We start from the raw sequence: 21,919 nt of genomic DNA, 5'->3' as shown, positions 1-21,919 counted from the left end.
CTGCCTCCAGCACTCTTCTGTGTCAGAACAGATGGATGGGAATGCATCTGGCGTACCGTGGAAGAGTCCAGACCTACTCCAGTGATACTGTTAGCAGTATCCAAAAATTAAACTGCGGCAGGTAGCCTGGTAGCATCGTCGAACGGTTGCCTGTCTCATTCCACCAGTAATTTCAGTTCACTCAGCAACTTTTCCAACTTCTTTTGCTTCTTCGGATCATCCCAGACCGGCGATTTCTTCACCTGCCGATAGGTTTGCTCAAATCGTTGCCTCAAACTAGGGGCGGTCTCTTCTGATTGCGCCTTCGCCATTTTGACCTCAGCAATCTTTTCCTTAATCTGACTTAACGATAGATCTTGAGCAATCGCCTGTTCTAACAAACTCTGGCGCTGTCCCTCATCTTTAATCCGCGCGATCGCCTGAGCTTTGGTATAAGCAATCCGTCCCTCCCACAACGCTAGTAAAACATCTGCTGGCAGCTTCAGCAAGGGGAGACGATTACTGACAAACGATTGCCACTCCATTGAGGCAATCCCATGAAACACCTGCTGAACGATCGTTGTTTCCGAACTCCCCATAACGTTATGGGGAACCTTGCCTTTCACCTCATCAACCATCCGATGCAGGAGTGAAATCACCTCCCCTTCAGGTTTTTCCAATGCCAAAGCTAGTAGTTGCAGGATGCCCTCCGTCTCCTCTACCGGGTTCAGATCCTCACGCTGCAAGTTTTCAATCAATGCTACTTGCAGCGCTTCTGTGTCATTCATCTCACGAATGACCACCGGGACTTCAACCAGTCCAGCCGCTTTTGCCGCCCGATACCGCCGTTCACCCGCCACCAGTTCATAATCTGAGTCATGGGTTGGGCGAATTAACAATGGTTCTAGAACCCCATGCTGTTTGATCGACTCGACTAACCCCTCTAGTTTTTGGGGGTCAAAGTAGCGACGGGGTTGTTGATTCGGAAGTTTGATTTTTGCGATCGCGATCGTCTGAGGATTTGAAGGCGCTTCATCTTCCTCAGTAAACAGCGTGACATTTTTCAGACGAGAACGATTCGTCGGTGGTTTTGCAGGACTCATGCCAGTTGTTCTAATACAGCAGCAATTTCATCAAAGATTTCCAGCACAGCCGGATTTTTCTTGGGAGACAGAGCTAAAGGCTTACCATACTCCGACGCTTCAGCTAGAGCGGTAGCCCGGGGAATTGGTGTAAAGATAGGCCCGATCGGAGATAACTGCTCGGTAATCGCTTCCAGCGTTCTCTGATCCAACGCATTACTGGCTGAATACATCGTCGGACAAAACCCAGCGATCGCCAGAGACTTATTCAATCTACGCTGGACTTTCTTCACCGTCTTCAGCAATGAGTCTGTTCCCATTAGTGCCTTAAACTGGGTTTGAATCGGCACCAAAACATGGGTAGCCGCTACCAAGCTAATTTGGCTAAGAATCCCCAAACTGGGAGGGCAGTCGATCAAGATGAAATCATATCGATCAGCGACTTGATCGATCGGTTCCTTAAGTCGGGTTTCCCGTTGCTCTGCCAGTACAAGTTCTTGTTCAGCATTGGCGAGGATAATATTGGCTGGAGCCAGATCCAATTGATGAGCATTCAGCACCGGAATCGGTTCGTCTTCTTCTGAAATCAGGGCATCGTAAATTGTTCGCTCCTGCTCGGTTACATCAAACCCCATAAAGGTAGTTAGGGAAGCCTGCGGATCCATATCGATTAACAGAACCCGATGTCCCCGAACAACCAGTTGATAACCTAAATTCATGGTCAGAGTCGTTTTACCGACTCCACCGGACTGATTAAACAGTGCAATAACTTTGCTCATTGCCTGTGAAACGACACTGTCCCAAAAGCATACTGCACTAAGCAGGCTAGTAGAACAAATTTTTCAGCTAAATCTGGGATTTAGTTCTCATTTATTTTTGCACTGTCAATAAACGAAGACTCTTTTCAATAACTTGGATCAAACCTCCTGAATTCTCAGCTAGTCGCCGATAGGCTCCTGTGTCGAGTCCCGTTCCCAGGATGACCACTTGCTTGTACTCAGCCAGCGTCGAGTTGAGGAGGTCATCCATAAATTTTGTGCGAACCGCAATGTAGCGAGTTCGTTTGGTAATCACTTGCTCTAACGGAACAGCTTGAGCTTGAACAACCTTTTTCCATCGAGATAGCGAGGCATCAACTTCATCTCCTGCCAGAGCAGCTGCATAGGGATCTTGAAACAGAGGAGCAGAGTGGAACTGCTTGATCGCCCGCTTAGCCGCAACAATTCGGGCAGTATACGAAACTGGATCAGAAGAGTGAAGCAGAGCGGGTTCCATATCGTTCTTCGGGGCTGCGGGGTCTCCCCTAATCGTGCGTCACATGGATACTTCATTGCAATTTCTAGAGGTAGCTAATGAGGCGATCGCTTGCGTCCAGATACCACAGTCCGTCTGCCTCGGCTTTCATCACACCACAATTGTCCTTCCACGTTGTCCTCAAATTAACCTTGCCAGACCCAACTCAGCAGAAACAGAGCACCCAGAAGTGCTTCTGCCACTACACCACCGATATTTTTGACCGTGATGCTGCGGTCAAAGATGCTTGATAGCAGACGCACTAATGCCGCTCCCAAAGAAGCTACGCCCAAGACCGTAAAAGCATCCGCAGACTGTAACCAGAGGCAGGTCGCTCCCAGCCCCAGGAAGAAACTACCGAGTGTTGAGCGAATCTCAGAAATACCGACCGGGGCGATTGGACCAAGCCCCACAAAAGCAGCCATGGTTTTTGGAAATAGCAATGCAGCTCCTCCCAGCAGCATCAAAAGCACTGCCGCTACGTTGGGAGCAAACTGAATCAAAGTTTCCACAGGCAAAACAGAATGAGGGCTATTTCTATTGGATTGCTTGAAATTGAGGTAGGCTACTGTCCATTGGTAGAAGTTCTGATGCTTCCTGTGCCTCCCCTATGGTTCAATCTGCCCGGCTTCAATCCACTATCGGTATCATCGCCAGTATCCTACTCCTGCTCCTGCCCTTTCAAAGGGTAATTCCGATCGAACTGAGTGTGCTGGAAACCGTTGCGGTTGTGACCTACGCCTGGAGTGTCTGGTTACTGGCAAAGAACAATCCCCTCGGATGGTGGATTGGGTTGATCGGAACAGCCCTCTACGGAGTTGTCTTCTATCAGGCAAAACTGTATGCAGAGGTGGGGTTGCAAGTGTTTTACTTCGTTACCAGTTTGCAAGCCATCTACATCTGGTTACGGGGCGGGCAGAGCCAGACTGAGAAACCTGTGGGTCATATTTCCAGGAAAGGGTTGATGCTGACCATCATTTTGGCGATCGCCAGTGTATTTGCCTTGCGATCGCTCCTGATTGCCATCCGAGGAGCGGCTCCTTTCTGGGATGCCCTTACGACAGTCATGAGTCTGGTTGCTCACCTCTATCTCATGGGTCGTCTGGTGGAAAGCTGGTATTTGTGGATTACGGTGGACGTGATTTATGTGCCGCTCTACGCTTCCCGACACCTGTATTTAACCAGCATTCTCTATGGCATTTTCGGTTTGATGGCATTGGGTGGGTTGAAGAACTTCCAACGCATCGATCGCGAACAACAGTTGAAGGCAATTGAGCAGTAGGATGACGTTGGGCATTACGATTGGTAAGTTTTACCCATTCCACTTGGGGCATCACTACCTGATCCAACAGGCAAAAGCACAGGTCGATCATCTTGTGGTGCTGGTTGGATACAAACCGACCCAAGCGATCCCTGGTACGGTTCGTGCCAGCTGGATTCGTCTTCTGCACCCCGATGTCGAAGTGATCGAAGTGCTGGAAGATATTCCAGATGCACCAGAACCCTGGGCAGAGCGAGCATTAACCGTTCTGCAAGGACGACACCCCAATTTCGTCTTTACCTCTGAAGCGTATGGCGAACCCTGGGCAGCATTGATGAGCGCAGAGCATCGAGCGGTTGATCTCGAACGTAAACACTTCCCAATTTCTGGAACTCAATTGCGGCAGGATCTCTCGGCTCATTGGCAGATGTTAACTCCCCCTGCCAAAGCGTACTTTGCCAAACGAATTTGTGTTGTCGGCGTAGAATCTAGTGGTACAACGACCCTAGCTCAGTCTCTGGCACAGCATTATAAAACGGTGTGGGTGCCAGAATATGGGCGATGGTATTGGGAAGGTAGACGCTACACTCCTGGGGCAGAGCAGTGGGATACCTACGAGTTTGTTCAGATTGCCAAAGGGCAAGCGAACTGGGAAGATGACCTGGCGATGCGGGCAAATCGCTTGCTCATTTGTGATACCGATCCACTCGCAACTCATGTTTGGCACAGACGATACACCGGCACTTATTCCAAGGTGGTGGAACAAGTTGCCGACTCTCGTCACTACGACCTGTATATTCTGACCGCTCCTGATTTTGCTTTTGTGCAGGATGGCACCCGCGAAGGTGAGCATATTCGGTTAGAGATGCACCAGTGGTTTGTTGAGGTACTCAAGCAGAAGGGCAAACGGTACATTACGGTGAAAGGTTCCCATGAGCAGCGGATGAGTGATGCGATCGCCGCCATCGATCCGCTCTTGGTATTCCCCATCCTGGATGCCCCATAAAATAGTGGTATCCCAGTAGAGCGAATCCTATGTGCGATACCTTCGTTGCCTTGCCAGATGCGACCATAGATGGCTCCGTTATTTTTGGCAAGAATAGTGACAGACCCGAAGGTGAGATCCAGGATGTGGTGACCTTCCCGGCTCAAACCTAATCTCCAGGGCAGCACGTCTAATGCACTAGAGTCTCTATATATTGCTATTAGCTATAACAATGTCAACTACCTCTTCGGGTTTGAGGAGACTAGGAGAGTTCCATGCAGAACCTGCAACCTGCTGTCTCCCCCCCCATTCACAGTCGTAATTATCCTTAGTTGTCTTTTTTCTTTCAGCTTCACTAAGCTTTTTTATCACCTTGTGCGTGTAATCGAGTTCCAAATATTTAGGATGATTTGGGAGGCTACTAAGAGTGTATCGATGCCCATTAATACCATGATCACGAATAAGCAGAGTTTCTGGTCTTAAATCGTTCTTAGGTAGTATAAATTCGCGAATAGCTTTAACAAAAGAACGTACATCGGGACGGTAGTTTAGACCTCTCATATCACAAATAGCTACTTTATTTAAAACACTAATTCGTCCAGACTCATACAGCATTTGTTTATCCATTTCAACTTGCTGCCAATACTCAGTAGCTTCACCTGACTCTCCAGGCCACAATTGCTTGTCTAAAGAAGCATTTATGAACCACTCTGTTCCATATTTAAAGACTGCCGAACCGTATTGTATTCGTTGCTCATCAGACCATATTTTCTGGTCGTCTGGTAAGCCCATACTCTTTGCAAGAGAATTGCTGCTCTGCTTAAGAGTTGCAACAGCTTGTGCAGCAAAGCTGGATAAGTGGGATAGCTCATCTGGTACATATAAATGGTCACAGTCGTATGCAATTGCTCTCAAACGATCTGAATTAGATACAGCGTTCTTAACTGAGTTAAGAACGCTGCCTGACAGTTGGAGCCATGCTGCGGAGCAACAGGCATCTGCGTCAACTTGTGTAGTGACAATAGTTTGAGGAACTCTTTCTCGCCCTGATATTCCTTGAGTTCCTGCTAAATACAGACTTTCAATTGCGTATGTATCTAGGAGGGGCGTATCATCCGAAGGAAAAGGCATTTCATCAACCTGGGTCATTGCCCCTTTTGGTCGATGATGGTTCCAGCAGTAATCATATGGTTTAGGCTGCCAACCTGGAACTCTACCATCAACCATGAAAATTTGCGTATTTTCAGGAACAACTTCTATCTTAGTAGTAGCTAGGTACTGTACTGACTTCCACATGATAGATTACTTGACTGTAAAGTCCTATTATACTGAGTAAAATGAGTGTTTCTTCGCCCAACTTTATAAATAGACTTTATGTCAAATGGTGCTAACGTAAGGGAACCTCGATTAATTGAGGTTTTACAAATTTCAAGTCTCATTCCAGTCTCAAAGTCGATTATCAGTCCTCTATGCCGTCAAATCTGCTGTGGATTCTCCGCTCCACTTGCTGCCATGCCGGATGTTGGATAGATCTATCCGTCAGCTTCAACCGGGCGTGTTTGCCAGAAGACCAAACGCAGGAAGTTGTAAGTCAAATTCTTCAACCCTAACTGCACCTTAGCCCGCTCCAGTCCAATCGAGCGTACCAGTTTGCCACCCATTTGCATCACCCAAGCCCCAAAGACATGCTCGACCTTGGCCCGGGTTTGAGAGCGCTCTCGGTTGGCGGCTTTTTGTTCCTCGCTTAAGGGGCGATTGCGATAGGCGCGTTCATGGATGTGACTGATGAAGGTTAAGACCACGAGCAACCCTTCGAGGGCGACGGAACGATAGGCACTGTCCGCCCACACCTCATCGCCTTCATTGTCAGCATCGAGCACTGCCGTGAAGGCTTGACTATCGTGCACGGCGGCATCGGTCACGGCATAGCGACGAATAAAGCCATGGTTGGCATCAATACTCAGGTGATCCTTATAGCCGAAGTAACTCTTGCCGTTTTTCTTCGTCCAGGTCGCATCGCCATCTTTTTGTGCCCCCTGATGCGGATTCTCTTGCCATTGGGGTGGCCTTTTTCCAGCCTCCAGATGGGCTTTTTCATCCTGGTCAAAGTGCTGTTTTGGCACCGGGATCAAGGTCGCATCAATAATTTGCCCCCCTTGGGCTTGATAGCCTTGCGCGCTTAAGTATTCTCCAAAGGACTCAAACAACGGCTCTACTAATTGATGCGCTTGCAACTGCTGACGAAATAACCACACTGTGGTCGCATCCGGCACCGAATCTTCAATTCCTAACCCCAAAAATCGCATGAACGAGAGTCGGTCTTTGACTTGATATTCCAACGCTTCGTCACTGATGTTGTACAACTGCTGTAACACTAACAGCTTAAACATCAAAATCACATCCATAGGCTTGCGTCCAGCGTTGCTTTTGCGCGGTTTGTCATGGATCACGGCAAGTTGTGCCCGAAACGATTCCCACGGAATTAACCGGTCTAAATCTTCTAAAGTGCTTTTCTTGGCGGCTAATTCTTGCTGGCGCTGTTCTAAATCCCAGAACCCTTGTTGTCCCATTGCTGTCCTTGGATGGCCTGACTGCTGCTATCTTATCTCTCTGATCTCAGAATGAGACATCCTTTTTTCGATTTTTCGAGGTGCCCGTAAGCTAAAAGCAGTGTAAAATAGAGGTTTCCACTCCATCCTCTAATATTTTTGAGTTTAGCTCAACGGTAGGTTGGGGCTTTGAGATGAACCATGACTGGTCTTTATGGTTGGGCAAGAAGCTTTTGAAAATATTATGTAAGCGCTCAAACGCTTACACTATAATGCTTTATCCTATTTCGTTTTCCTTAAAACTTTTTGACAAAGAAATAAAGGCAAACTCCATTTAAGATTTATATCGTTAGTATTTTAGGTTCCCTTCAAAGTATTAATTTAGAAGCAGAATAAGTTTTTAGACAGATACTAAAAACACTGTTTAAGTCTCTGAAAGGTTTTCTTAGAGGATGTTTTAAAAGCTACTTGCCTAGTATCAAACCGAACCGATCCCCCTAAATCCCCCTTAGAAAGGGGGACTTCAAACCGATTTCCCCCTTTTTTAAGGGGGGCTAGGGGGGATCTCTGAGTGTTCAATCGAACAGACCGATACCTTTTCAAACGCCCTCTTAGAGAAGACTTTATTGCCTTTAGTGTTCAAAAATATCCTTATACGAAAGAAGATCCAACTCAATAATAGTTGGGAGACATTGAAAGCACTTCTGAGCTAATTCCCAACGTTCTTCCCGTTTCAAAACTTCTGTTAACTTTGCTCTCAAACTTAGTAGATAACGTACATCATTAGCTGCATAGCGAAGTTGTTCCTCCGAAAGGTTCTCAACATTTCCCCAATCTGAACTTTGAGCACTTTTGTCTAGTTGAACCATCTCTAGGCTTTCTACCAAATCCTTCAAACCATGCTTTGACGTATAAGTACGTGCAAGTTTGCTACTAATCTTTGTACAAAAGAATGGATTAACTCGGATATTGAGATGGTATTGTAAAGTAGCCATATCAAACCGAGCATAGTGAAATACCTTTAAAACATCGTTATTTTCTAATAACAACTTAAGATTTTTAGCTTCTCCTTGCCCTTTGACTATTTGTACAACACTAACTCTTCCTCGAGAGTCACATAGCTGAACAAGGCAAAGACGATCCCGATGAGGAATCAAACCCATTGCTTCAGTATCAATTCCGATCTCTTCTACAGCTAAGTATTCAGATAGAGCTACCTCAGAAAGATCAGACTTAAAAACTTGAAAGTCCTGCAAGGGCATGCTTATTTATCTCCCAAAATATTTCAACCTTATTACCTAGGAACCATTTATTATGTGATATTCCTAATTTTCTGCGGTAATTTATGCTCTAAATTTAGAAATATCCTCAGAATCCTGCTTTAAGTCTTCGACATCTCCTTTAAGTTCATTGTAATAGCATTCTCCACCGTCAGTGCGCGCATCAAACAATAGCATTGGTATCGGTCTCCTCTCCCTAGAAAAGAAATAAGGAGTGATGATAGCTTGTTTTTCAGTTAAATAGAGAGAGTAAGGATTATAAAGATGATGCCCAAAAATCTCCAATTGAGTATTAGAATTCTTGATTTGCCTTAGCTCGCTTATCGTATCACCAATTTTATCTTTAAGTGCTTTATGGTTCTCATCAAGCGTTTTTTCTCTAACTCCAACTTTACGTGCAAGAACTCTGAGCATTTCAGACTCTGGATGTAAAAAGAAAAAAGTAGTCTTTTTCCCAGGGTCTCGAAATCTTGTTTTTAGTGCAAGGCTATGTCTTGAAACCCATCCTTTTCCATCATTCAAAACAATACTTAAAGTTTGAGCACTTTCTATTAAGTTTGAATAATCATATTGATTAGAGTTAACATGAACTTCACAAAGTCCAAGAAGAGAAGAATCGCGTGAAAGAACGATTTCTTTGATGATCCTATTCTGAACTTCTATAAGACATAGTTTTGTTTGATCTACTTCTCTTAATAATCTCTGCGTATTTTTTCTATTAGTAGATAAAAAATCTAACCGAAGAAGGAACTCATATATTCCACTAAAAAGACCACTTACTATAAGAGCCGTAGACACTTGATTGAGTGCAAGAGACCAAAAAGAATTTTTAGACTCTATCGTTATTCCAACAATTAATAGTAAAAGCCCGACTATTGTAAGAATTGCAAAAGCCAAGAAAAATTTCAATCTAAAAACAGTATCTCCTGAGCCTTCCCTTTGAGCATTCATGATTTTGTCAATATAGCTTTGGCAATATGATAATTTCCAAATAAAGAAGAGGATGTGACTAAAATCACAATACGTCTATGTATGATTACTTATATTTATAGGAGAACAAAAAATGTCTGTCTCTAATTCAGCAAAAGTACTGTTGTTTTAGAAAAACAAACAAAAAGGAATAACTTCTTCTAGCATTTAGTCTTAGCCAAACTTTCATTGCTAATTCTTAAGTTTTTATCCCCTGAGCAAGCAGCTTTAGCGGATGCCACGTAACTGCATAAATTCTTGCACTGCAAGCTTTACCCCACTTTAGTTTTCCATCAGCGCCTTTGTATAGTAGCCGAGAAAAAATGGTCGTTAAGGACAAACTGTCCCACTTACGATGACTGGGCTGGCTGCAGTAAGCAAGCAGAAACAACGCAAAATCAAGCTTTTACAGCATCAACTGTCCCAGAAACAGTTAAAAACGGGACAGTTCGACTCATTGGGCATAAAACCAAACTGATTGCTGAAAGTCTTATTCCGTAAGGCTTCTAGCCTTAGCGACCAAAATTTCTCCAATGCTATACAAAGGCGATCAGGAGTATTCGGACAGGGTTAATCCTCATCCTCGCCGATCGCCTTCAAATACGCTTCAGCCGCCGCCTGCTTGAACACGCCCTTGGTATAACGTTGGAAAACGCGATCGCTCTTAATCCCCATCAATTCTTTGCCAAACAGTGGATCAACCCCTCGTCGAGTTACCTCGGTTCCAAACGTATGCCGGAACCGATGTGGGTTAATGTCCTCTACTCCAGCAATCTTCCCTAGTTTCTTGACCATCCGATGTAAGCCCTTGTAGCCCAACCGTTTCCCGGCACTCTTCGGGTCCTGCGCCAGAAACATCGGACTTTCCGATAGTGGCTCAAACATTCCACCCTGCTGCCGTCGCCACTCCAGATAGGCTTCCAGGTATTGTCTCGCTTCCCGATTCAACGGAACCTCACTCACGTTCTGCCCTTTGGAACGATGCACCTTCAAAATTTTGCCGTTCCAGTGTTCCACATTCAGGTTGGATGCCTCTGACGCACGTAACCCATGACTGAGAACTGCAACAATGGCGCGATCTCGAACGGCAGTCTTCTCCTCAAACTCCAGTACCTGCCAGATCTGTGCCAGTTCGTCTCCGTCTATGTGGTCGGCTTCCGACTCTGGCTGGCGTTCCAAGTCGATCGCATCCGTTGGCAACGGCTTATTCATGGGATAGCCATTGCTCCGCCGCAACCACCCATAAAACGCCTTCAGCGTATTGAGCGCATGATTGACAGAGGTCGCCTTCAGCCCTTTGGACTTCAACTCTCGTCGGTACTTACCAATATCACTGGGGGTTACATCTAGCCAGGATTTATCGCACCAAGCGGCAAACCTTACCAACTGTCCCCGGTAAACCCGCTGAGTATTGTCCGATTTTCCCGTCTGCCTGAGGAACTCCTCAATCTGCCAGTGACGGAGATCCGGTGGTTCTGGCTGTCGAGGTTCCTCCTGCTTGCCGCCCTCGATAGGGACAATCACGATCGGCAAAACGGGATCAGAAGGTGAAGGATTCATCGTTAAGGAAAAAGTTGGGTGGATTTCAGATAGAGATAACGGCACTTATCTCTATCTAGTTATTGTAAGATTATTATCTCCACTTCTGAAGTTTCTGCCGTCTAGTTGATAATTGAGGCAGTTCACACCACGATCTATGGGACGACGAACCAACGAGAAATGCTGGGCGTGTTCTCTCCTTACAGCCGCTGAGGCACGGAAACTGCATGATTCTGAGATGGATGGAGATGGCTGTTGGAAGGAAGAGACTTGCCGGAGCCGCCGCTCCTATTACCGGAAAGGGCGCAATCGTTTGGCTCAACGAAAAACCGCGATCGAGTCAATTACCGTACCCATTCCCAAAATCCCTTGTGTGGTGCTGCACACCTATGTCGATCAACCCCGTCACCTGAATGATGAGGTCGTCATTCATGCCATGTGTGCCGAGCTATGGTTGGGAGAAAAACCAGTAGCAATGACGCAACCCCAACATACTTTCGGGCTACCGCCCCGTCTGGTAAAGGAGTACGCCCGGCAATTATTGGATGCCCTCTACCAGCACTATGGAAATGGGCGGCGGAGTGGGTTTGAACGGTTTGCCCGCGAAGAACAGCACTCCGTTTCTCAGTGCCCGATCCGTCCCTGCTCTTACCATGCTGAGCATCTCCACTATGTGCAGGGAGGAGGGCGTTCATGAAGGGAGAACAACTGGAACTGAATCTGTGGGAGGAATTGCGACGGGCACAGCAGATGCCGGAAACGGTTGAGGTGGTGCAAATCCTGAATACGATGGAGGTCACAGCGGCTCAACTCCCGGAGGCTGCGCGGCTTCAGTTTGCTGGGGAAGCTCTACTTCAGATTGCCGAGCTGTGTGCAGCACGGGCAACTGTATTGATGACGGAGTGGGAAGAAGCCTACCGCGATCCAATCGTGCAGCAGGGCTTTTTTACGGATCTCGTGCGGCAGACGATGGCGGTAGATCTGAGTGACTTGATGGAGTCAACTCCCCCGCGCAAGTCCCGAACCAAACGAGTCAAGTCAACCGAAACAGAAGAGGGGTCAGTTGTCGCGACAGTTGACAAAGCGGCATTACTGGCAATGGTAGACCAATTGGAGTCGGAGGCAGCCCTGGAGGAGCAACGAAAACAGCAGGTATTGCAGATTGCCCATGATGAAGATGTGTCCCGGTGGATTGAGGCGATCGCCCAATGGCTCAGGGCCGTGCCGAATCAGCAAACCTCCTTCCAAAATCTGTGCCAAGGTTTGGCAATGCCGTGGGTTGAGGTGTGGCTGGGGGTGCTGTTAGGGGAGTTTGAATTAGAACCTAGTAAGGAGTTTTACAGTCAGGCACTTTGGGTCAAAGCAGCATAATGAAGCGTGACACCACCACTGTCACCAACAACGTTCAACATGATGCGTGTCAAAATTTGATCAAAGGCAACTATTCTGACACGCATCATTCTTGAACTACCGTGAACTCAAAGCAAAACTGGCAGAGCTAGAGGCAGAAATCATAGTTGTCCGAGCGGAGGACGAGATTCTGACGGATGCCAGGATCGATTCCTCCAAACCCGGAGGGACAACCGCGAGAGGACAGCCCTCAACCCAATTCCGGTTGCGCGTTAAGGGGCAGAAAGCTCGCTACCTCAAGGCATCTGAAGTAGCAAAAACGAGAGCTGCGATCGCACGAGGAAAACGACTGAAGCAGCTAGAGCGGGAGCGGCAGCGAGTGCAAGCACAACTGGAGCGATTGGCGGCGAAGGCGGCTGAACTGGGACTGGATTTGCCGGAATAAGGGCGAGCACACCTGCTTCAGTTTGATGCGTGTCAAATTCTCATCAACATACTCAAAATTGACACGCATCAAATCATCGAATGGTTGAGCGCCGACATAGATAAGAACGACAGGGGATTGCCCATATCAGCCGCAAACCCCAGAATGGCGCGATCGCGGTGTTCATACAATAGCTCCCCTTGCGAATCAAACAGAAAGGTAGCTCCCCGTTGCGTCAGGTAGGCAGAATCAGGCACATAGGTTTTCCAGTGACCCAGCACTTCTGCCATATTTCGCAGTCGCAGCGTTGCTAACTCAAATGGGCGCTGAAACCCCTTACCACCAGCCCATTGAAAGACTGAGCCTTTGATCGGTGGGAGTGGCCAAGCTTTAATGATCTCCTCATCCGCGATGAGTTGCGGTGCTTGGCGATCGCCGCGATATCCGCGTAGCACTTCCGCCAATGTGCCAGGACTGCCAATGCCAGCACACATCAGTAACAGATTAAACACGGCATTCTGAGCCGGGGATAAGCCAGGAAGCTTCAGGGATAGCCCTCGGTAGAGATGGAGCGTTTGGTGCAACTCAGCCGTAGGGTCAATCAACAAACAATTCGCTGGAAATCCAGTGTAGGCGCAAAACTGCTGACCGGAGGCACGATCACCAATCCCCACAGCCCGAACCGCGACTCCTGCGGCTTGCAGCTTTTCAGCCTCACGCTGCAACCACCAGGCATATTCCAAATTATCAAAATCTCCCAATTGCGACCAGAGCAGCACCAGTTGTCGCGGAGCCGATTCGCAACCTGCGAGAATTGGCACGATCGCGCCATCGCTCACGCGTTGACGTTGCGTTTGGCTGATTAGAGTGTAGAGGGAAGCATCTGATGTCATAGTCGTTTTGCCATATAGATAGCCGTATCCGGTTTGCCCAAGCCATTGGCATCTGGCATTACTCCCACAATGACGAATCCACAGTTCTGGTAGAACTCATAGGGATGCTGCCGCCGGTTCTTGATCGTTGCAATATGCTCCCACACATTCGGGTACAGGTTGATGCCTGATAACGTTGTTTTTGACTCCTCATCGTCTGTGCCCAGCCAAAGTGTCACACAACCTCATTGCCTTGCCTACACGGCCAAATTGACAACCAACAAGCGCCCCACACCCTGCCCCCTCGAATCCGCTCTCACCACTAAGGGATACAGTTCCCAAACATGTTCGTTATAGTGCGGAATTCCACCGATCTAAACCAACACCGTTCCTGCCATTAATGGCAATGCGACTGATGCGACGAGACTTTTAAGAGTTCGTGAAGTTCACTTTTTATTTAAGATTTTATTTAAATTTTAGTGAATAAAGTATTCAGTAGCTTTTAGCTTGATTGGTAAGGACTCTCAAACAATGAACCCGAATGATGTTGTTAAGACCGCTCAAAAGGTACAAGAAGTCCGTAAAGATTTGAAGGTGGCAAGAAAAGTGGTTGAGTCTGGTGCAGCTGCCGGTGCGGCTGTTAGCGCGGCTACCGGATTATCTGTAGCAGCAACATCAGGCGCAGGAATTACTTCTGGCCTTGCTGCCGCTGGTGGTGTAGTTGGTGGAGGGATGGCCGCAGCTCCAGCTGTACTGGCAGCAGGTCCAGCCTATGCCAGTGCAAAAATCATTAATAGTACTCTGTTCAAGGATGACCCAGGATTATCTGACGAAGAGCGTAATGCTCGTGCAGTGGCTAGAAAAGCAACCGGGATTGGTGCAGCAGCGGGTGTAGCTGGTGCTGGTGCTGTCACTGTAGCGGGAGGCGCATCAGGTGCGGCCATTATGAGTACCCTTGCAGGCATTGGCGGCGTAGTCGGTGGTGGCGCGATCGCAGGAACAGCTATTGTCGCTCTAGCCCCTATTGCTGTAACAGGAGCCGTTGGGTACGGAATTTATAAATTGTTTGGCGGCAAGAAGAGATAGCCTGAATACCTCTATTTCATAAGGTGACCCTGATGATATAGATGGCATCTTGGGTAATGATGCCGATCAAATTGTGACGATCGTGCAATTGTTTGATCAAACAGTAGAGGCAGAGTTTGGCACTGCCTCACAATATTAGTCTGCCGAGGCGGCTAATCAGCGGGTAGCTTAACTTACTCCAGCTAATACACCTTGCTCAATCTGGAAATAGTAATGCAGGTTAGCGATCGTATAGTCAGATGCAGCCTGCAATCCATCTGCTGTTAAAGCTTTTAGCCCCCTACTCTGTGCTTTTTGACCAATCATGGCTGCATATTCTAGTCGCATCTCTGGAGCCATCATGAGCCGAAGTTGATTACACAAGGTGACATCATTTGATTTCGGCTGAAGTTCCTCATACAGTGCCTGTTCTGGAGGTACTTCGATTAACTGGTCACTATCAGGAAGTTCAAGATTAATGGGTTCCAGTTCAGAACTACATAAAACTCCAATTTCTTCAGCAGATAACGTTTGTACCCAGTCAGTTTGGGCTTGCCAAAGGTTGAGAGCTTGTAAGTCATGATTGTGGATACGAACAAGTTCAGGAAAGAGGAAATCCAGTTCAGCTTGAGAGTTTATCTGGTTGATAGCCGTTAAGGAATCACGACGAATGGTTGTACAGAGTGTCTCTAATCGCTGGCTAGCACTGCCCTGTTCACCTTGTAGTTGATAGGTCAAAGCGATCGCTTGATGAATCGCCCAAACACATTCGCGACGGCGAATATAGGCGGCTGCATTGACATCATGAAGTAATTGCGGATTATCGTAGTCTGCCAATGCCTGAAACATCATGTCACGAGCCGAGTTAATGTCGGCATTGCGGCAGGCTAAATCTTGAACTGTGAGAGCTGATTGTAGCCGAACGATCGCCTGGTTAAATAGCCCATAGGCTCGTGCAAGAATCGTGCGATGATGACGGAATTCAACATCTTCCGCCACGCGATCGATATGCTGAATAATTTCTAGTCCTTGGTCTTGTAAGGCTTGCTTGAGTTCGATAAAGCCGTCTTTGACCTCTAATCTCAGGGTAGCTACGTCACGACGAAGTTTTAGCGTCTGATAGAGATTTACGGCAGCGAGAGCTGCTGTCGCGGCCACACCAACACCAATGATTGCCGTAGTCGCTTGCAAAATGCTAACGGACTGTGCAAGAGCATTCACAGCTTGAAGGGTTTGACGACCCTGCTCAAGGATTTTGCCGCTTTGATAAGCATTCCATCCATTGATAAGGGTGTTAGGAAACGTGGTCAGCGGGTTGCCGTCCAGGACAAATCTAGAGCCTGTTATTAAGGGATTTAGTTCTGTAATCCCTCTTGCATGTTTGACAAAGCGACCTGTTAGCGCATCTCGTACAAGACCAATCGGCTCACCACTTTTGGTAAACACTTGAGCTAGCTCACCTGTAGCCAGCCTGCGTTGAATCTCTGCCGAAAATTGAAAAATCATATTGGTTTGGGAGGGTAAGCGTTATGCAAAAACTGGATTCTGAGGGGCTTAAGCCAATAACGTGTCGAGCCGAGATTGTAAAGCGAGTACCTGGGAGCGTTGCTCTTGATGCCATTGGCTGGCTGCGGCGGCTTCGTTCAAGACAAGGGTGTGGGCGGCTTCTGAATCAGTTAGCAAAGAATTGAGTAACCCAATATATTGGCGGGTAACGGCTTGAATTGTCGTTAGTCTTTGATTGAACAAGTTATTGACTAGCTCATCGAGAGCATTGGTTAGTTGAGCCATCCCATCCTGGGCTTGAAACTGTTTAAACCCTTCTTCAACGATCTCTTTTCTGATTGCTTCTTGGTCAGCTGGCGTGAAGAAGCCGATCGTGCCTCCAATTGCTGAGCCTAGAGCGGCACCCGCTGCCGCTAAACCAACAATGGCTCCTCCAGTAAGTACAACTGGGAAAAAGGCAATACTGCTCACAGCCAGGGCTACCCCTCCAGCCAATAATCCACCTCCACCCAATCCACTAATACCGCCGATGCCAATATTCCAGGCAGTACTCCAGTCGTCTGAGTTACCATCAGCTTTGAAATTGAATTGGGGAGCAACTTGATTGATGGTTAATACTAATTGACTGGCTAGCTGAGAACCAACTCCCTTATCGATCGACTCTGCACTCTTCTGGAACTGATAAATCTTGCTTTGAATGTTGGAGTCAATCGCTTGCAGGCTAGAGGCGAGTGTATCTTGAATGACCGTAGTTTGTGTCCACTCACTAATGGCATCTGATAAATCCGATTGGAATTTCTCAAAAAATTCCTTAGAAACCTTGCTTTTGTCACTCTGCTTGGAAGACCAAGAGCTAGATTTTTGCTCAATACACTTCTCTAGGTACGGCTTAATCTCAAGGCTTCTCACGGTATCTCGCTTCTGCTCACTAGTCGATTGAATCAGGGTATGCAAATTCGCCAAGTATCCACTCGCTTCCCCAATTTTGCTGAGAATGTCCTGCTTAGCCGCATTAGAGATGGCAACTTTTCCTACCAGGGTTTCTTCTGCTTGAGTAAGTTGCAACGTGAGTGCCTGTATGACACTATGCAATTCCGTTTGACTACGTTGGTTAATGAGCGCACCTCGCTCCTGGGTCAGAAATGTTTCTAGAACTTGTGTAAATCCTTGAAAGGCTTGCAAATACACACTTTGGTAATCACCATCGCAAATTGCCTCTAAAGCGGCCTGAGCGGAAATGAAATGAAGCTGCTTTGGCGTTTCAAGGATGTGGGCGTTGCCGAAAACGAAGTTTTCTACTAGTTGCCTGACTTGTTGGCGATCGTGCTCACGCCGTACCAAATCCATAAAGTTGACCAAAACAAACAAGTTATTGGCTGGACGATCGTCTTGCCCACCATTGAGCCTCAACTTTAGGCTGTGCAGCAATTCCCGTTCGCCTTGGGTCATTGGCCGTGAACCATTGGCTAAGAAGATAACCGCATCTACATTTTCCAACAGCTGGTTTGTAATCCGAGTTCGCTCAGGATGTTCGTTTAGTCCAGGTGAGTCGATTAACTCTACACCATGCCGACACAGCACTAGCCCAGGATGTTCATACACAATTTCTAAGACATCGGAAGCCAGTGCATCTGCACGATTACTCAACGCCAAATCGTCAGGAATCGAGGCTCGAATCTGATACTCCTCTAAGGGAATGGTTTCTTCTGGCCTGTTACGATAGCGACAAATCACCCGCTTTTGTTCACCGTAACGCAATACTGTAATGCTGCCGCTACATGGAATCACGCGTGTTGGCTGAATTTCTTCTCCTAATAATGCGTTTAGCAGGGTTGATTTTCCTTGACTGAACTCACCCACTACCGCAACTCGGAATTTCTGAGATTGCAACCGTTTAGAGATTGTTTGCAGCTCGTATCCTAGATGCTGAGGCAGCGATGCACGATCGTTGCAGTCGGCAAGGAGTCGCCAAAGTTCACCACATAACCGATCTAACTGTTGGCGCTGAGCTTGAAAAACGGCTAAGGTCTCATAGCCAACCTTGACACCTGTACCATGATGCTTAGTGGTTTCAGGAAGCCGGAGTAGCATTTGACTCGCTGCTTGGGAGAATACAGGATCGAGAGCTTGGAATCTAGCTGGGTCAAGCAGATAGCGTACTTCATTCAATGCATCGCTCATCTGCTGATGAACTAAACCTGCTTCTACTGCCAACATCCATTCCTCTTTTAGGTGTAGATTTTGGGCAATAATGCGGAGATACTTCTGTTCTCTCGGATTAAACTCACCATCAGCAGTTGCCATCTCATACCCTAACATCATTAGCAACAACTTCTCTGACTCACCAAATAGGCTCATCAACGTTGCTAGCTCTGTTGGCTTCGCATAGATTTTGCTATTGCGTACACCCTGAATTAACAATTGCACAACGCTTTGCATAGCGCTGCCTGATGGAATAAACTGAGCCAAAATCTTGCCTAGTCGTTGCTTCTCCTCTTCTGTCACCTGGCTATCCGCATGGACAACACCGACCAACACAGCGGATAATGCTCCTAAGTACGCAGCTAGCGGGTTGAATTGCTGTTCGTGATTGGGCTGATTCAGCAGCCTCGCCAAAATATCAGCTATCGCAGACTGGGAAGCAGAAGAAGAAGCGATCGCAACCATAAGGGGTCCCTAGTTGACTCATCTGCCTCAGTATTCCCATAGAGCAAGCAGATTAAACAACCTAATCTTGCTTTCTAAAGGAGATTAGAAAATACATCAGATCTAGCATCATTCAAGCTTATGTAAATTGATACCAGTGTTCTACGATAATTTGATCAGACATCTATCACTTTTAGGTGATAGATTGATACCATAATTTGACTGTAACTAAAGCCTTTTAAGACTTACGTGGTACTTAATAGCTTAAGCTCCACAATGACTATTCAGTTATCACAAAATTGTCAAGAGAACACAAATGCACTCACTGCCTGGCAACCTTAGTAAATATTGATACTAACACGTCACTCAAATCACTACTGCATCAGACTCCATTGTTAGATCATCGTGACTCTCTTGGGAAATATATCCACAGTAATGCTCTCTTTAATATTAAGTATTCTTACTGGCTACTGAGGTACTGGAAAAACTGCCGCAAAATTAAAATTGAGGAGTGAGTCACATTGCCCAAGCAGTCTCATAGTTCCATATATCATCACAACATACTTCGACAACTCAAGCTACTTAAATGCTTCTTGTCAAGTCCTGTTTGTTGTGCCTTTTGACTTTTATAAAACATAGCGACTAGAGACTGTTAGATTTCATCCAGTTTTTGGGGGCAAATCTGTGAACTTTGCCCCTTCAATTCGCCAGTCATAGCCTCATAGGGTCTGCATCATGGACGACTCAATAATTAAACTCACTCTGAGCTTTAACGATCCAGATCTCGATTCAGAGCAGCAGGATGAAGAAGTCCGAAAACTACATTCTCAGTTAAAAGATCTAGATGAGGTGGCAGCAGTTACCCGTGTACTCGATCCTAACCCACCCGAGGGGAACAAAGCATTAGGTGGATTTCTAGCAAATTTGCTTACCTTAGATGTAACTGTAGACAACTTTAAGCGACTAATGGGCTTTTTGGGGGATCGTCTCTCCGGCAAAAGTATTGAGCTTGAGGTAGAGGCCAATGGGAAAAAGCTAAAAGTTAAGGCGAATAGTCGAGAAGAGTTGACAGCAGCAATACAGGCAGCCCAAAGCTTTATTGCTGTCTAGGGAGGCATCTATGGCTAAGATTGCTTTGCTAGTTGGAGTCAGTGAATATGAGGATGGATTTAATCCTCTACCCAATGCTGTCAAAGATATTGAAGCGATGCAAAATGTCCTACGGCAACCAGAAATGGGAGGGTTTGATCGAGTGAAAACTCTTGCCGATCCTGATCCTCTCCTCATGCAACAAGAAATTGAGCATCTATTTTCAGACCGTTCAAAAGATGATTTAGTACTACTATTTTTCTCCGGGCATGGGATTAAGGATGATACAGGTCGGCTTTATTTCGCCACTCGCATTACACGAAAAACGCCTAAGGGAGAGCTGATTCGTTCCACAGCAGTCCCTGCCAGCTTCGTCCATGAGATTATGGGCAACAGTCGCTCTAAGCGTCAAATTGTGATCTTAGACTGCTGCTTCAGCGGGGCATTTGCTGAAGATATGACAGCAAAAGATGATGGCTCTGTCAGCGTTCAAGCTCAGCTAGGCGGGGAAGGACGAGCTGTTCTCACTTCATCAACGTCAACACAATATTCATTTGAGCAAAAAGGCTGCGATCTCTCGGTTTACACACAATATCTTGTAGAAGGGATTGAAACAGGCGCAGCAGATATAGACAATGATGGAGCGATCGCAGTAGATGAACTACATGATTATGCTAAGTCTCGAGTCCAAAACATAGCTCCTGCAATGAAACCCGAGATCTATGCGGTTCGAGAAGGGTTCCGCATTCGCCTCGCCAAGGCTCCTATCCGAGATCCCAAACTAAGATACCGTAGGCAGGTTGAGCAGGTAATTAGCGATGGTAGAATCCTCTCGATTGATCGTCGCTTACTCGAACATTTGCAGAGAGAACTAGAAATCTCTGCTGCCGAAGCTTCCGCGATCGAAGTGGAAGTGCTGCAATCCTATTGGAACTACCAGGAAAATCTGGAACACTACAAACAATCATTTGAAGAAGCGTTAAGCCAAGAAAATCCGTTAGGACAAGCGACACAACGCAAACTTAGACTATGTCAGGAAAGGTGGGCATTAAAACCAGAGGACGTGGACTGGATAGAAACCCAGGCTATTCAACAGTTACAGCAGGAGGTAGCACTTGCTAATTCAACCGGGAATCTCCAAGACAGTACAGACCCTTTTGCTCCAGTTACCGTTATTCCATCTGCTCCAATTAAATCTACTGAAACACCCACTCATCATCGCCTCCGCCCCGTTCTAATTATGTTGGTTCTGCTGATTGCTGGGTTTAGCGTATGGGAGGTGATGCGAGGAGCTTTTAAACTTCCGATATTCCTACAACCTCCCGTAGCTTCTCCCAGTGCAACTCCCTCAACTCCGATACCGCGTACAGCCAAAATTTGTATTATAGTTGTTCCTCCTGAAGGAAAAACTTTAAGAGTACGAGCATCTCCTCCCGATGGCCAACCCGTTGGTGAAGTGTATCTGGGCGACAAGGTAACAATAACCGGCGAAGAACAAAGTGGATATATCCAGATTGCATCCCCAGTCTCAGGATGGATATACAAAGGCTATACTCAGCTATGTCCAGTAGATGGTAGCATTCCTACACCAAAACCTGAACCATCGCAGTCACCTATAGTTCAATCTCCAGCACCTCAACCTACAGCATCACCTACACTTTCCAAAGCATCACCTCTAGAGGATATAAAGCAATACTTTGAATGGCTGAATGCACATGATATAGATAGCGCATGGAATCAGCTATCAGAGAGTTTTCAACAATCCAGCGTTGTAGGCAGTCGCGCAGAATACTATCGTTTTTGGGCAGATGCTGATCGAGTTATAGCCCAGGAACCCATATTAACCAAACAAACTCAAGAAACTGCAACAGCAGAAGTCAGATTTCAATATTTTATGGCAGATGGACGAGTTTGTCCTTACCATGTAGGTTTATCTTTAGTTTGGAGTGGTACTCATAACAAATGGCTCATTCATGACAGGAAACATCTTAGTAGAGAACCTTGTCAATAAAGTTAAAACTATGTTTGTC

At 46.6% G+C, this 21,919-nt stretch carries 23 protein-coding genes; 9 read left to right on the top strand and 14 right to left on the bottom strand.

Annotated elements, in window-relative coordinates; genetic code table 11:
• Positions 1–155: 155 nt before the first annotated feature.
• From ACN4EK_RS13395 to ACN4EK_RS13380, 4 genes are all read right to left on the bottom strand, one after another.
• Positions 156–1,082: a ParB/RepB/Spo0J family partition protein gene (locus tag ACN4EK_RS13395; RefSeq protein WP_431658408.1), complete on the bottom strand. Its 927-nt coding sequence runs from the start codon at positions 1,080–1,082 to the stop codon at positions 156–158.
• Positions 1,079–1,840, bottom strand: a complete 762-nt coding sequence (locus tag ACN4EK_RS13390; protein WP_431658407.1) for a ParA family protein — start codon at positions 1,838–1,840, stop codon at positions 1,079–1,081. The genes ACN4EK_RS13395 and ACN4EK_RS13390 overlap by 4 nt, the downstream gene beginning before the upstream one ends.
• 91 nt (positions 1,841–1,931) lie before the next feature.
• Positions 1,932–2,336 (bottom strand): class I SAM-dependent methyltransferase, encoded by a 405-nt coding sequence (locus ACN4EK_RS13385; protein WP_431658406.1) that lies wholly within the window; start codon positions 2,334–2,336, stop codon positions 1,932–1,934.
• Between the two features lie 164 nt (positions 2,337–2,500).
• On the bottom strand, positions 2,501–2,866 hold the full coding sequence (locus tag ACN4EK_RS13380) for a hypothetical protein (RefSeq protein ID WP_431658405.1): 366 nt from the start codon (positions 2,864–2,866) through the stop codon (positions 2,501–2,503).
• A 98-nt stretch (positions 2,867–2,964) separates the two neighbouring features.
• On the opposite strand from ACN4EK_RS13380, the gene pnuC reads away from it, so the two are divergent.
• Genes pnuC through ACN4EK_RS13365 form a run of 3 tightly spaced genes read left to right on the top strand, consistent with a single transcriptional unit; the run spans position 2,965 to position 4,773 of the window.
• On the top strand, positions 2,965–3,636 hold the full coding sequence (pnuC, locus tag ACN4EK_RS13375) for a nicotinamide riboside transporter PnuC (protein ID WP_431658404.1): 672 nt from the start codon (positions 2,965–2,967) through the stop codon (positions 3,634–3,636).
• 1 nt (position 3,637) lies between these two features.
• Positions 3,638–4,621: an AAA family ATPase gene (locus tag ACN4EK_RS13370; RefSeq protein ID WP_431658403.1), complete on the top strand. Its 984-nt coding sequence runs from the start codon at positions 3,638–3,640 to the stop codon at positions 4,619–4,621.
• Between the two features lie 29 nt (positions 4,622–4,650).
• Positions 4,651–4,773 carry a hypothetical protein gene (locus tag ACN4EK_RS13365; RefSeq protein WP_431658402.1) on the top strand — a complete coding sequence of 41 codons (123 nt, stop codon included), beginning with the start codon at positions 4,651–4,653 and terminating at the stop codon, positions 4,771–4,773.
• Between the two features lie 34 nt (positions 4,774–4,807).
• Here ACN4EK_RS13365 and ACN4EK_RS13360 read toward each other — a convergent pair whose 3' ends face one another.
• The 5 genes from ACN4EK_RS13360 to ACN4EK_RS13340 form a co-directional block, all read right to left on the bottom strand.
• Positions 4,808–5,896 carry a hypothetical protein gene (locus ACN4EK_RS13360; protein WP_431658401.1) on the bottom strand — a complete coding sequence of 363 codons (1,089 nt, stop codon included), beginning with the start codon at positions 5,894–5,896 and terminating at the stop codon, positions 4,808–4,810.
• A gap of 236 nt (positions 5,897–6,132) precedes the next feature.
• The gene (locus tag ACN4EK_RS13355; RefSeq protein WP_431655305.1) at positions 6,133–7,170 is read right to left on the bottom strand and encodes an IS5 family transposase; all 1,038 of its coding nucleotides are present in this window, start codon (positions 7,168–7,170) and stop codon (positions 6,133–6,135) included.
• 611 nt (positions 7,171–7,781) lie between these two features.
• Positions 7,782–8,411, bottom strand: a complete 630-nt coding sequence (locus ACN4EK_RS13350) for a ribonuclease H-like domain-containing protein (protein WP_431658400.1) — start codon at positions 8,409–8,411, stop codon at positions 7,782–7,784.
• An 81-nt stretch (positions 8,412–8,492) separates the two neighbouring features.
• Positions 8,493–9,380, bottom strand: coding sequence for a hypothetical protein (locus ACN4EK_RS13345; protein WP_431658398.1), 888 nt, complete (start codon positions 9,378–9,380; stop codon positions 8,493–8,495).
• A 588-nt stretch (positions 9,381–9,968) separates the two neighbouring features.
• The gene (locus ACN4EK_RS13340) at positions 9,969–10,958 is read right to left on the bottom strand and encodes a tyrosine-type recombinase/integrase (RefSeq protein ID WP_431658397.1); all 990 of its coding nucleotides are present in this window, start codon (positions 10,956–10,958) and stop codon (positions 9,969–9,971) included.
• A gap of 136 nt (positions 10,959–11,094) precedes the next feature.
• Here ACN4EK_RS13340 and ACN4EK_RS13335 point away from each other — a divergent pair, with 136 nt between their 5' ends.
• The 3 genes from ACN4EK_RS13335 (at position 11,095) to ACN4EK_RS13325 (ending at position 12,732) form a co-directional block, all read left to right on the top strand.
• On the top strand, positions 11,095–11,634 hold the full coding sequence (locus ACN4EK_RS13335; RefSeq protein WP_431658396.1) for a hypothetical protein: 540 nt from the start codon (positions 11,095–11,097) through the stop codon (positions 11,632–11,634).
• Positions 11,631–12,308 (top strand): hypothetical protein, encoded by a 678-nt coding sequence (locus ACN4EK_RS13330; protein ID WP_431658395.1) that lies wholly within the window; start codon positions 11,631–11,633, stop codon positions 12,306–12,308. The genes ACN4EK_RS13335 and ACN4EK_RS13330 overlap by 4 nt, the downstream gene beginning before the upstream one ends.
• Before the next feature lie 91 nt (positions 12,309–12,399).
• A complete protein-coding gene (locus tag ACN4EK_RS13325; protein ID WP_431658394.1) occupies positions 12,400–12,732 on the top strand; it encodes a hypothetical protein in 333 nt (110 codons plus the stop codon).
• Positions 12,733–12,800: 68 nt separating this feature from the next.
• Here ACN4EK_RS13325 and ACN4EK_RS13320 read toward each other — a convergent pair whose 3' ends face one another.
• Genes ACN4EK_RS13320 through ACN4EK_RS13310 form a run of 3 tightly spaced genes read right to left on the bottom strand, consistent with a single transcriptional unit; the run spans position 12,801 to position 13,948 of the window.
• Positions 12,801–13,604 (bottom strand): peroxiredoxin-like family protein, encoded by an 804-nt coding sequence (locus ACN4EK_RS13320; protein WP_431658393.1) that lies wholly within the window; start codon positions 13,602–13,604, stop codon positions 12,801–12,803.
• Positions 13,601–13,822 carry a hypothetical protein gene (locus ACN4EK_RS13315; protein WP_431658391.1) on the bottom strand — a complete coding sequence of 74 codons (222 nt, stop codon included), beginning with the start codon at positions 13,820–13,822 and terminating at the stop codon, positions 13,601–13,603. Before ACN4EK_RS13315 ends, ACN4EK_RS13320 begins: the two co-directional genes overlap by 4 nt.
• Before the next feature lie 18 nt (positions 13,823–13,840).
• The gene (locus tag ACN4EK_RS13310; protein ID WP_431658426.1) at positions 13,841–13,948 is read right to left on the bottom strand and encodes an N-acetyltransferase; all 108 of its coding nucleotides are present in this window, start codon (positions 13,946–13,948) and stop codon (positions 13,841–13,843) included.
• Between the two features lie 166 nt (positions 13,949–14,114).
• On the opposite strand from ACN4EK_RS13310, the gene ACN4EK_RS13305 reads away from it, so the two are divergent.
• Positions 14,115–14,669 carry a hypothetical protein gene (locus ACN4EK_RS13305; protein WP_431658390.1) on the top strand — a complete coding sequence of 185 codons (555 nt, stop codon included), beginning with the start codon at positions 14,115–14,117 and terminating at the stop codon, positions 14,667–14,669.
• A 168-nt stretch (positions 14,670–14,837) separates the two neighbouring features.
• Here ACN4EK_RS13305 and ACN4EK_RS13300 read toward each other — a convergent pair whose 3' ends face one another.
• Complete coding sequence (locus ACN4EK_RS13300; RefSeq protein ID WP_431658389.1) at positions 14,838–16,154, bottom strand: hypothetical protein; 1,317 nt, start codon at positions 16,152–16,154, stop codon at positions 14,838–14,840.
• 48 nt (positions 16,155–16,202) lie between these two features.
• A complete protein-coding gene (locus tag ACN4EK_RS13295; RefSeq protein WP_431658388.1) occupies positions 16,203–18,821 on the bottom strand; it encodes a dynamin family protein in 2,619 nt (872 codons plus the stop codon).
• 714 nt (positions 18,822–19,535) lie between these two features.
• Here ACN4EK_RS13295 and ACN4EK_RS13290 point away from each other — a divergent pair.
• Positions 19,536–19,910 (top strand): hypothetical protein, encoded by a 375-nt coding sequence (locus ACN4EK_RS13290; RefSeq protein WP_431658387.1) that lies wholly within the window; start codon positions 19,536–19,538, stop codon positions 19,908–19,910.
• A 10-nt stretch (positions 19,911–19,920) separates the two neighbouring features.
• The gene (locus ACN4EK_RS13285) at positions 19,921–21,900 is read left to right on the top strand and encodes a caspase, EACC1-associated type (protein ID WP_431658386.1); all 1,980 of its coding nucleotides are present in this window, start codon (positions 19,921–19,923) and stop codon (positions 21,898–21,900) included.
• The last annotated feature ends 19 nt before the right edge of the window (positions 21,901–21,919 follow it).

This window comes from Pantanalinema rosaneae CENA516, assembly GCF_050753385.1.
Lineage (GTDB): Bacteria > Cyanobacteriota > Cyanobacteriia > Leptolyngbyales > Leptolyngbyaceae > Pantanalinema > Pantanalinema rosaneae.
This window is presented reverse-complemented; position numbering and strand designations above follow the sequence as displayed.